General features: G+C 37.5%; 10 protein-coding genes and 1 pseudogene. 1 reads left to right on the forward strand and 10 read right to left on the reverse strand.

All coding sequences use genetic code 11. The features are described 5' to 3' along the window. Window positions 1-171: 171 nt before the first annotated feature. The 8 genes from KN811_RS21590 to KN811_RS21625 all read right to left on the reverse strand — a co-directional run bounded on the left by KN811_RS21590 (window position 172) and on the right by KN811_RS21625 (window position 6,654). Window positions 172-528 carry a hypothetical protein gene (locus tag KN811_RS21590; RefSeq protein WP_187967679.1) on the reverse strand — a complete coding sequence of 119 codons (357 nt, stop codon included), beginning with the start codon at window positions 526-528 and terminating at the stop codon, window positions 172-174. After that, window positions 528-1,139 (reverse strand): HD domain-containing protein, encoded by a 612-nt coding sequence (locus KN811_RS21595; protein WP_187967680.1) that lies wholly within the window; start codon window positions 1,137-1,139, stop codon window positions 528-530. Before KN811_RS21595 ends, KN811_RS21590 begins: the two co-directional genes overlap by 1 nt. A gap of 84 nt (window positions 1,140-1,223) precedes the next feature. Continuing rightward, on the reverse strand, window positions 1,224-1,805 hold the full coding sequence (locus KN811_RS21600) for a DUF1287 domain-containing protein (RefSeq protein ID WP_187967681.1): 582 nt from the start codon (window positions 1,803-1,805) through the stop codon (window positions 1,224-1,226). Window positions 1,806-1,843: 38 nt separating this feature from the next. Further along, on the reverse strand, window positions 1,844-3,124 hold the full coding sequence (locus KN811_RS21605) for an erythromycin esterase family protein (RefSeq protein WP_187967682.1): 1,281 nt from the start codon (window positions 3,122-3,124) through the stop codon (window positions 1,844-1,846). 378 nt (window positions 3,125-3,502) lie between these two features. Beyond that, window positions 3,503-3,937: a hypothetical protein gene (locus tag KN811_RS21610; RefSeq protein WP_216335037.1), complete on the reverse strand. Its 435-nt coding sequence runs from the start codon at window positions 3,935-3,937 to the stop codon at window positions 3,503-3,505. Further along, on the reverse strand, window positions 3,918-5,471 hold the full coding sequence (locus KN811_RS21615) for a hypothetical protein (protein ID WP_187967684.1): 1,554 nt from the start codon (window positions 5,469-5,471) through the stop codon (window positions 3,918-3,920). Before KN811_RS21615 ends, KN811_RS21610 begins: the two co-directional genes overlap by 20 nt. A gap of 68 nt (window positions 5,472-5,539) precedes the next feature. Further along, window positions 5,540-5,965, reverse strand: coding sequence for a hypothetical protein (locus KN811_RS21620; protein ID WP_187967685.1), 426 nt, complete (start codon window positions 5,963-5,965; stop codon window positions 5,540-5,542). A gap of 44 nt (window positions 5,966-6,009) precedes the next feature. Further along, window positions 6,010-6,654 carry a YdeI/OmpD-associated family protein gene (locus tag KN811_RS21625; RefSeq protein WP_345725309.1) on the reverse strand — a complete coding sequence of 215 codons (645 nt, stop codon included), beginning with the start codon at window positions 6,652-6,654 and terminating at the stop codon, window positions 6,010-6,012. 198 nt (window positions 6,655-6,852) lie between these two features. On the opposite strand from KN811_RS21625, the pseudogene KN811_RS22165 reads away from it, so the two are divergent. Continuing rightward, a pseudogene (locus KN811_RS22165) lies at window positions 6,853-7,110 on the forward strand (IS1182 family transposase); the annotation flags it as partial. 163 nt (window positions 7,111-7,273) lie between these two features. Here the strand turns inward: KN811_RS22165 and KN811_RS21630 are convergent. Together KN811_RS21630 and KN811_RS21635 are read right to left on the reverse strand one after the other, a co-directional pair. After that, window positions 7,274-7,849 carry a hypothetical protein gene (locus tag KN811_RS21630; protein ID WP_216335038.1) on the reverse strand — a complete coding sequence of 192 codons (576 nt, stop codon included), beginning with the start codon at window positions 7,847-7,849 and terminating at the stop codon, window positions 7,274-7,276. Between the two features lie 39 nt (window positions 7,850-7,888). Continuing rightward, complete coding sequence (locus KN811_RS21635; RefSeq protein ID WP_345725313.1) at window positions 7,889-8,998, reverse strand: redoxin domain-containing protein; 1,110 nt, start codon at window positions 8,996-8,998, stop codon at window positions 7,889-7,891. Between the last annotated feature and the right edge of the window lie 93 nt (window positions 8,999-9,091).

Below are 9,091 nucleotides of genomic sequence, written 5' to 3' on the forward strand. Positions count from 1 at the left end.
AGCCTAACGCAATTCGTATCGTTAGCTGTTCTAATTTTGTCAAAAGAGTGATACTCTATTAAGTTGTGAGAAATCTGAATGTTTTTCAATTCCCAATTTTGGGATGTTCTTTTCTTTATGTTATCAACCTTGTTCATTTTTTGTTTTGCTTGCTTTTGGGGCTGTACTTTTTCAGCGTTTCCATAGATCGAATGTCTTGTTGTCGGTACAACTTGCCGATTTTATCACGTTCTCAAAATTAAATCCTTCATAGTTTGAAACAATGTCGTAAACTTTATTCCAACCCTCAGAACCCTGGGGAATCGAACACCCTTTTCCGTTACCCATTAAAATCAGCCAAACATCAGGTAAAAAGGGGCCTTCGTCCGTGTTTACAAGTTTTATTTCTTCTATTTCGTCCCAATTGATTTGTTCGTCATCCCTTTTCGGGTGGGTTACTTTTATATAGGTATTTGTGATTTCCGTCTGATATAGTTCTTCTGGTTGTTGTCGTTGGTTTACCCCGAAGAGCTTTTTCCATACTCCCATTAGCTTAATTGGTTTAGTTCGTTGATTATGTTTTCTTTGGCTTGATTTTCGTATTTGGCCTTGAAAAATTCAGTCTTGAAGATAGAGTCCAAGTTCAATAAGTTTTTCAGGACATTTTTTCTCCCTTTTCGGTACATGAAGTCCGGATATATTTTATACTCTTTTCTGATGTTCCGACAGTAAACTTGATATTCGGTTGTTGGTTTGCCTAAAATTGAAAGGTCAATATCCAGGAGAAAGTTTGTATCCCTATCTGAAGATAATTTATGCTCTTTAGTTGCCTTTATTTGTTGTACGCATTTTTCTATACTTTGAAAAGTTGTTTTGGATATTCTTTTGTCGAAAACAATGGCACTTTGTAATTCATTGTCTTTTTTGGTCGGTCTGTAAATCACATCGTGATAAAAGACCGAGAACAAAAAAGCGTCTAAATGTTCTATTTGAGGCTTTATTCCGTTTAATTCAGACAACATATTATGCAAATGTTCAAGTGTGTGGTAGTGTCGGGATTTGGATGAATAGTTTTGCTCTATTTCGTTCCAACATTCCAAATTGTAGTCTTCGTTGTCCGAATATTTTTTGATTAGATTTAGGAATGTTTCTTTTACCATTGTTTTTTGTATTGCCCCCAACATGTTTGTGAAAGAATGGTTGCATGTGCAAGCAATTATTTTTACACGTTGGTGTGCATGAATTTATATTTTATATCTATAGTGTCCAATAATTTTAAAATCGAAAAGACAATCTTCTAAAACTTGTCCGCTACCAATGTTATGGACTATTAAATTCCGTTTTCCGTCTCTGGATTTTTTGTCAACTACAATTCCAATATGTGTTATGGCCCCACCCAAATTCCAGCAAACAATATCTCCAGGTTTATAGTCGGTTGCTTTTGCTGATATAGGTTTTTCCGCACCTTTCCGTTTAAAAAATATCATCAGATTCGGAACCCTCCGATGATCTATATTTTTGTCCGTTGATTTAAGGCCCCAAATTTTCGGATACGCACTAAAGTTAACTTTCATATCCTCGTGGACTTCTTTTTGCAAGTCAATCCCGATTTTACGATAGGCACGGATCACAACGTCGGTACAAACACCCTTGTCGCTTGGAACGTCTCCATTTGGATAAGTAATCGAGAAGTAGCTTGGGTCATAGACTACCTTTTGTTTTGTCAATTCAAGGGCACAATCGGATAAATCGATTTTCTCAACAGTTGTTTGGGCAAAACAAAGTTTAAAACTTAAAAATAAGGTTATAAAAAGAACTTTTTTCATAAGTGTACCGGTTAGGCTATGAGTTGTGGTGCAAAGTTTTATACCCGATCTAAATTATAATCTGGAACTGAAATTTTTTTTATGAATATTAACCCATCATACATTTCAGAGAATCTCTTTTTAATTAAATGATAATTTTTCGGATTATAACCTGGTGCTCCTAAAATTAATTGTTTCTCTTTTTTATCGAAAAAATCTATAGAATCATCTTTTGCCTGATTTAAACTAATAAAATAAATGTCATTATCTGCTTCGAACAAAGTTGCGGAGTATGTTTTTTTGTATGGTTGTCTTAATGAATATACTTCCCAATGATTTGGTTTGTTCTTTTCTGCGACATAACCTCTTAAATTACCAATCCCGAAATCGAAACCTACGCTGTAGTATTTATCTTTATATTGTTTTTTTAGACGTGCTCCTAGATTAGTCCATCCGCTACCATAGGATAACATTTCAAGATTGTTGATATGTTCATTGTGCGCCCAAATAAAAGCCTTCCCATTGGTAGTTAAATTATCAATTATGTATTTGGCATTTTCAAACATCTTTAAATCCCGAATTTGGCTTTTATGATTTTGTACGTAGAATGTATAACCCATAAGATAGTCTAATGCTCTAAGAATATCCTTGGTTTCACTAGAAGAATCGGATTGGGAACCCCATATGATTTTTTTAACTTTTTCCAGTTCTGGAATATTTCGATCAGCCCAATCCGTGGATGCATTATAATCAACTTTTTTATCCACACATCTATCTACAGCAGAAAGTAAGTTTTCATTAATTTTTATCTTGTGTTTTTTTACAAAATCTCTGATTTTTTTGTTTATGCCTCCTACATACTGAATATCTATTCCATAGAATTGAATTTGTTCATTCTTTGATTTATTCAAATTATAACTTCTCATCCATTTTAGAAGGTTTACAACTTCTTTAGTACGCCAGGGAACAATACTGAAATTAGTAGCTATAGTTTCTGGATTGCCTTTCCCACCAGTTATCCATTCATTTATTCCGGATTCTGCGGGATAAGATTCTTCCATTAAAAAAGCTTTTACATTCATTTTTAAAACTAAATATTTAAAAAATTTGGTTTTTATAGTGAAGAATTCTTTGCCGTGATGAGTTGCTTCTCCAAATCCAAATATTTTAGCATTTTGAAATTTGTCAGGAATATTAGCAATGAAATTTTCTAGCGTAGAATCGGGGTTTGCATCTTCAATTTCTATCAGATGTTGGTTTATCCACTGCACTGTTTCTTTATTTTGAGAATTGATTTTAGATGTTATCAGAAGTAGGATTGTGATTGTAAAATATTTCATTTATAGTTCGGGTTTTCTTTAAAATTTTGCACAACCAGTTTTTAGTATTGATATACGGAATTGATTTCCGGATATCAGTACTTTTTGTTTTAGGTTATCGTTAACTTATGATAAATATAAAAGAAAATACTAACAATACCCCAAAGGGAATTTTTCACATTCTTCAAATAAAAACATAAAAAATTAAACGGTTTTACGGAAATTCTTAATGGATTAACCCCAAGAGTGATGTGAAAGAAAAACTGTCATAATACCAATCCGATCGAAGAAGGGTAAAAGAAAAGGATGGGGGATGCCCCTTGTAAACAGCGTGGTCAACCGTAGTATTCAAATGGACTGTTTTGTAGTACGGCCTGGCAAGTTCATTTTTCCTTGCGATCATTTAGCAATCCCTTTTTCCAACAGGATTTTCAACGTATCACGGCTGTTTGCCCGCGGTTTCCACCTGATGTCTACCGGTTGGTACCCTTCTTTTTCAATACGTATTTTCATTCGTGGCCCACCGGGAAAGCCATTGACGATCTGATACCCCTGGAACCACCCCAGGCTGTCTGTCTTGGGGGGTTGGTACCCCCCATAAGGGCCAACGGTGTCTTTCAGTTCCTTTTTCTTATTATACTGCCTGTAGGTCGCCCCGGTAACGGGCTTTCCTGTTTCGGCATCCACCACGTAGCCTTGTAAATTTTGCATACTGTCGCAGGAGGTCAGCCCGATCGATAGCCCGAATAGTACGATCAACGACCATTTCCCTCCTCGGGGGACTTTACTTTTTAAGCCAAAAATGTCCATGATATTATTTTTGAGGTTTTTCATTCAAATAGTCCTGATTCATTCGGTAAATGTGCTTTTCCAGTTGCTCAAAATAACGGATGGCATTGCGGTATTTCCCGGTATCGGCAATGGCCACTTCAAAGGTGTTGCTCTGGTAGCCATCATCCTTCTGGGTGTATAGCAATGGTACGGTTTTCCCGTTTTTTAGTTCCCTGATATCATAGTGATAGAAATCAAATACATTATCGCTCTCCGTATTGCCCGGACTTTGTTGCATAATGATACTGATACGCGCACAGTGGCCACGTGGATTATCGCTTTGGCGAAATTGCCAGCTGGCAGACCCCAGCCAAATGTCTTCGGCCTCATCGTTGTAATAATCACTGTGTTTTTCCCTGACCAGGGGGAGGGCGAGTATGTTGTCAATTTTTTCCCTGGTGACCGTTTCAGTAAACCGCTTTTTCCAGTATTCCATTTCGCTCCATTGATCCAACAGGTCTTCCCACAGGGGTTGGGTCATTTCCCCGAAGGGTCTGTGGGCGGGCAACTGGGGATCGTAATAATGCCAATCGGTCTCCTTTTGGTCTTTGAGCACCCGGCACAGCACTGCCAGTTTATATTGTGGTTTTTGGCCGGTGAACCTGCCTATTATATGCTGCTCCTGCTTTTCCCAGTGAATGAACAGGGCCCGGTCTGCTTTTTGAAAATAAACCCTTTCGGAGCAGGGTACATCCCTGGTGGCCATAACCCTTTTGAATATATCATCCTTCCAGTATGCGATCTCTTGCGTTCGCTCTTTTGCATCGGCCGGAATCCCATCCAGGAAGAGGGACGATTCCCGCAACCGGACGAGGTTACCGGTATTGAATTCATGGCTTTCAAAAACAAAGGGGATGGTTTCCCCGGAGTATCCGTATGCTTTTGGCTCTGCTAACAGCAGCGGTTCCCCGTTTTCCAACTTGTGGAGGATCTGGTAATCGTTCAACCAATCTTTGTAGCTGTAGGGCTCGTCGATCAGGTCTTCTTCTTCCAACAGGCAATCCGGCAGCAGCAATGTGGCCAGCCTCTCACGTACAAATTCATCCTCGCGTTCGTCCCAAAAGAAGTGTTGTATGCTAAGGGTTTCTTGACCTCCCCTGAACTCAAAACCGTAATCTGTACTTATAAATGCAGTGATCCCTGCGGCTCCCAACACCACAAGGTTCCCGTGGTTATAGTCGCCCCAATAGAGCCCGCTTACGTTCAGGTTACCGGTGATGTAAATTTCCTGTCCCCCGACAACAATATGTTCAGCCTCCAGGTCGCCCAGCACGATCAGGCCCGTGGCGCCATCGGTTTCCCGGTTGTAAATAGTACGGATGCGCAGGTTCCCTTGTACCAGGACCAGTATGGGGGTCTTCTCATCATCAATCCCTGGAAAATCAAGGTCCAGGCTTTCCAGTTGTTGGTTACCCGAGAGGAAAATGACCTTTTCATCGTTAAATTCACCCGTTGCATTATACTGCTCCATCATCCAGCAATCTTCGGGGAGCAGGGATTTGATGTCTTTGAATGGTACCGTAGTGAAATCGTTCATTGTTAATTGTATTGGAGACTGTTTTAATTTTATCCGGCATTGCCTTTGGAACTTTTACTGTGCTGCCTTCACATTAATTTAAAATATTCCGTGGTTCCGTACCCATATACCGGAATGCTTATTAAAAGAGTAATCGCTATGGCCAGGGACAGGGGATAACGGCTGCCCAGTACTTTAAAAAAAAGAAATAACCGTATAAACGAATGTATGATAAATAGAACTAGTGGGACCAGTTCTTCTCCCGGTTTATACTTGGCCAACATCATAAACACCCAAAAAATAAACAACAGAAAAAGGTATTCTCCGGCGATCACCAGCCCCCTCCATACCCGGTTCTCAGTAAAGAGTAACGGGATATACAGTAAGAAGCCGGAAAATATCCAGGCAAGGCTCCAATCCACATCAGCATGGATAAGAACCATAAGAAGGAGAGTTAGTGTCGAAGCTGTTATAATGATATAGATATAAGGGGTAAGTGTGTTTTGGTTTTGCATATGATAAGGTCTGTTTTACATCTTTTGCCTGTATTAGGAGATGGCTACATTTTCCCGGATTTATACTTGTCGTGTAATCCTAAACCGGACAATATCATGGGCACGCATTTTTCAATCCTCGATACTTTTGTTTTTGATTGTTTAGGTTGTGAAAAATAGAGGAGGTAACCCCGCTGCCTTCCAGGGGTTAATGCTTCAAAGGCAGTTTTCAAGACAGGGTCTTCTTCAAATTTCACTTCCAACTCGTAGGGAATAGGTTCCGGATTTTTTTTGAACGTAACATGTAAACCGGCCCTTTCTATTTCTATGGCTTCGAAAATATAAGCCTTCAGCTCACTTTCCATAGCTATGATCTCATCGGTGTCTGTGAATTTGAATAACCTGGCTGCTTGTGAATTAGGCCCGGGCTTCACTAAAAGGTTTTTCTGGTCGTTTAACAAGGACCCTTTAAAAAAACTGAGACAACAATAGTCTTTCAAAGCACTCACTATGAGCACATTTTTGTCCCGGAACGTATAACAGGGTACACCCCATTTTGATTCCTCGCTAAGGCCACAGTCAAGGACTATTTTTCTCAATAATTTAAGTGCAGGGGTCCAATGATGTACCTTACAGTCCGGTGTGCCTCCAAGTGGACAACGTCCACAGCCGTCAATAAAATATTGGTCAGCCGATGTATTCATTTTCATAATACGTGTCAACAGGTTTAGTTTGAGTTTCTGAACAATTTAATGCATTGCCCACGCAATTCAAAACTTCTTAGGGTCAAAAACTGAAAATTTAACACGTCAAACCTGCATTGATCAGTAGGTGGGTTAGAATGTAGCCTTCACTAAAAATTTGCTTTTAAGCAGCAAAACCGCTATTTTTTATGTACGTTGTGCTATAGCCTTACCCAATTTATGGGGCTTAAAAAAGGGAATACCATAGGCATTAAACAAGCGAACAAATGTATGCAGCTCTGACTGCCATTGCTTACAACCTTAAAAATATCTGAAATTTATAGAAAAACACACAATCCCGATAGCTATCGGGAGTGGAGCAACAAGTATGCAAGGTCAAGGTGTTTGTTTTATCTTAAAACACTCAGGCAACACATTTTACCGCTTTTTAAGCCTCTAAATTTTAGCTCACAACTAAATTAAGCCGCAAAATTGTAGCCTTTCCTACGTCTTTTTAACCTCTTTAATTTTAAGTTACAAGAATTTACAGCATAAAATAAAAGCCCTTAAAAGGGCTTATTTGTATGTTGTGGTTTTTAAATTAATGGGTTGTGCAACATCTACCATCTTTGTTGGGTGTAGTATTTTATCCACCATAAATTGCCGGATTTGTCAATATTCCTGCAATAATATTAGTCGCTACATCTGTTCCGAAACTTTTTACTTTGTCAAATATTCTTTTCTTTTTCGATTGAGGTTCATCATTATCGTTTATTATTTCTTCAATTTCTTTTAGTTGGCTACCTTTCAATTCGTCACGTATTGATTCCCAAATGACATTTACATTAACAGTTTGATTTTGGTTTTGGTGAAGAGATATATTTATTCCTCCACTTTTTTCAGTTTGTTTCGGTTCAGGAATATCAAAAGTTTCAAGGTCGTAAATAAAACTTTCTATTAATTCTTGAGCTTGCTTTTCACATTTTTTACCATTGTTTCCGCCACCAGAACGAGTAGAAGGTGTATTTCTTCCGCCAATAGTTCCAAAAGAAAGATAGCTTTGATATTTTATTTCTTTAATTTGTTCTTCTTGCTTACTGTCATCTCCATATATTCTACTAATAATATTTATAGCTTTAGCTTTCCAAGTCTGTAAGTCATAACTTGAATTTACAGTTGGGTTTTGAACAGATTTTAAGGCTTCAATAAATTTTTCTTTCATTTTGGATTTGAGTGAGTTATGTTATGCATAATAACGCTGTTACAAGCTGGTATTATTATCAAATAATTCTTTTAATTTCTTTTCTAGTTTTTCTCCTCTTATGAATCGGGCGATAATTATACCTTTTTCATCAATCAAAAAATTGTCGGGAATATCCCTGACCCCATAAATCGTCGCAGCTTGATTATTATTTCCTTTTAAATCACTTACATTTTCCCAAATCAACCCATCCTTTTCTATTGCTTTTTTCCATTTTTCTTTGTCGGTATCTAATGATACTCCGAAAATTTCAAATCCTTTGTCCTTGTATATTTTGTATTGTTCAACCAGTTCCGGATTGAAACTTCTACAAGGACCACACCAAGAAGCCCAAAATTCTACAAGAGTGTATTTTTTATGTATTTCCGAGAGTTTTACCATTTTCCCATTGATATTGGGCTGTTCAAAATCTACAAATTTGTACCCGATTTTTAAGTCTTTATAATTAGCAATGAACTCTGCTATTGCTTTTCCTTCTTCAGTAGACTTTAATTCCAAGTTTAAATGTGAGAAGACTTTGGCTGTTTTTTCACTTCCCATTCGTTCTTTTGACCAATTAAGACGAGTAAGGCTTTCATAAGAGTTGGGATATTCCTCAATAAATTGATTATTAATTTCAATTTCTACATCCTGCATTTTTTCATAAATCGCAAAAAGTGAGTCTCGATTTTTGTTCGTGACCAGCGCTTCAAGCCTTTCCATTTCTTTAAAAATAGAATCTTTTCTTTTTAAAAGCACTTCGGATTCTTTCTGTGTCTCAGAGCCATTTATTTTCCCGTTAGAAAAATCACCTTTCCTGCCTATGAAATCCATTTTTTGATTTTCTAACCAAAACGTTTTGTCATCTCTACTTTCGATAATTCTTAAATGTGCTAATCTCGGACGACTTACATTCCCATTAAATTGAAATTTCTCATTGACTACAAAAGTAGAATCTGCAATTACATCTATTTTTGGATAGAGGTATAATAAAATTTTGGCGCTGTCGGGTACATTTTCTGCGATTCCATTGATTGAATATCCTTGGTTTTTGGATTCGTTTTGACAAGATATTAATGTTGCCAGTAAAATTATAGTGTAGCCTTCCCTAAAAATAAGACAGTTTAAAATTCGAAATTCTTAACTTTAAACCATTAAACTGTCCGATGAAAAAAAGTAGATTTACCGAAAGTCAGATCATCAAGATCTTAAAGGAAAACGAAC

Source organism: Sinomicrobium weinanense (assembly GCF_018863395.1).
GTDB lineage: Bacteria > Bacteroidota > Bacteroidia > Flavobacteriales > Flavobacteriaceae > Sinomicrobium > Sinomicrobium weinanense.

Bases quoted from the DNA above. Each gene is read 5' to 3' on its own strand.
- KN811_RS21610 (WP_216335037.1), bottom strand. From the start codon at position 3,937: ATGAAAAACCTCAAAAATAATATCATGGACATTTTTGGCTTAAAAAGT.
- KN811_RS21595 (WP_187967680.1), bottom strand. From the start codon at position 1,139: ATGGTAAAAGAAACATTCCTAAATCTAATCAAAAAATATTCGGACAAC.
- KN811_RS21615 (WP_187967684.1), bottom strand. From the start codon at position 5,471: ATGAACGATTTCACTACGGTACCATTCAAAGACATCAAATCCCTGCTC.
- KN811_RS21620 (WP_187967685.1), bottom strand. From the start codon at position 5,965: ATGCAAAACCAAAACACACTTACCCCTTATATCTATATCATTATAACA.
- KN811_RS21605 (WP_187967682.1), bottom strand. From the start codon at position 3,124: ATGAAATATTTTACAATCACAATCCTACTTCTGATAACATCTAAAATC.
- KN811_RS21590 (WP_187967679.1), bottom strand. From the start codon at position 528: ATGGGAGTATGGAAAAAGCTCTTCGGGGTAAACCAACGACAACAACCA.
- KN811_RS21600 (WP_187967681.1), bottom strand. From the start codon at position 1,805: ATGAAAAAAGTTCTTTTTATAACCTTATTTTTAAGTTTTAAACTTTGT.
- KN811_RS21625 (WP_345725309.1), bottom strand. From the start codon at position 6,654: ATGAAAATGAATACATCGGCTGACCAATATTTTATTGACGGCTGTGGA.
- KN811_RS21630 (WP_216335038.1), bottom strand. From the start codon at position 7,849: ATGAAAGAAAAATTTATTGAAGCCTTAAAATCTGTTCAAAACCCAACT.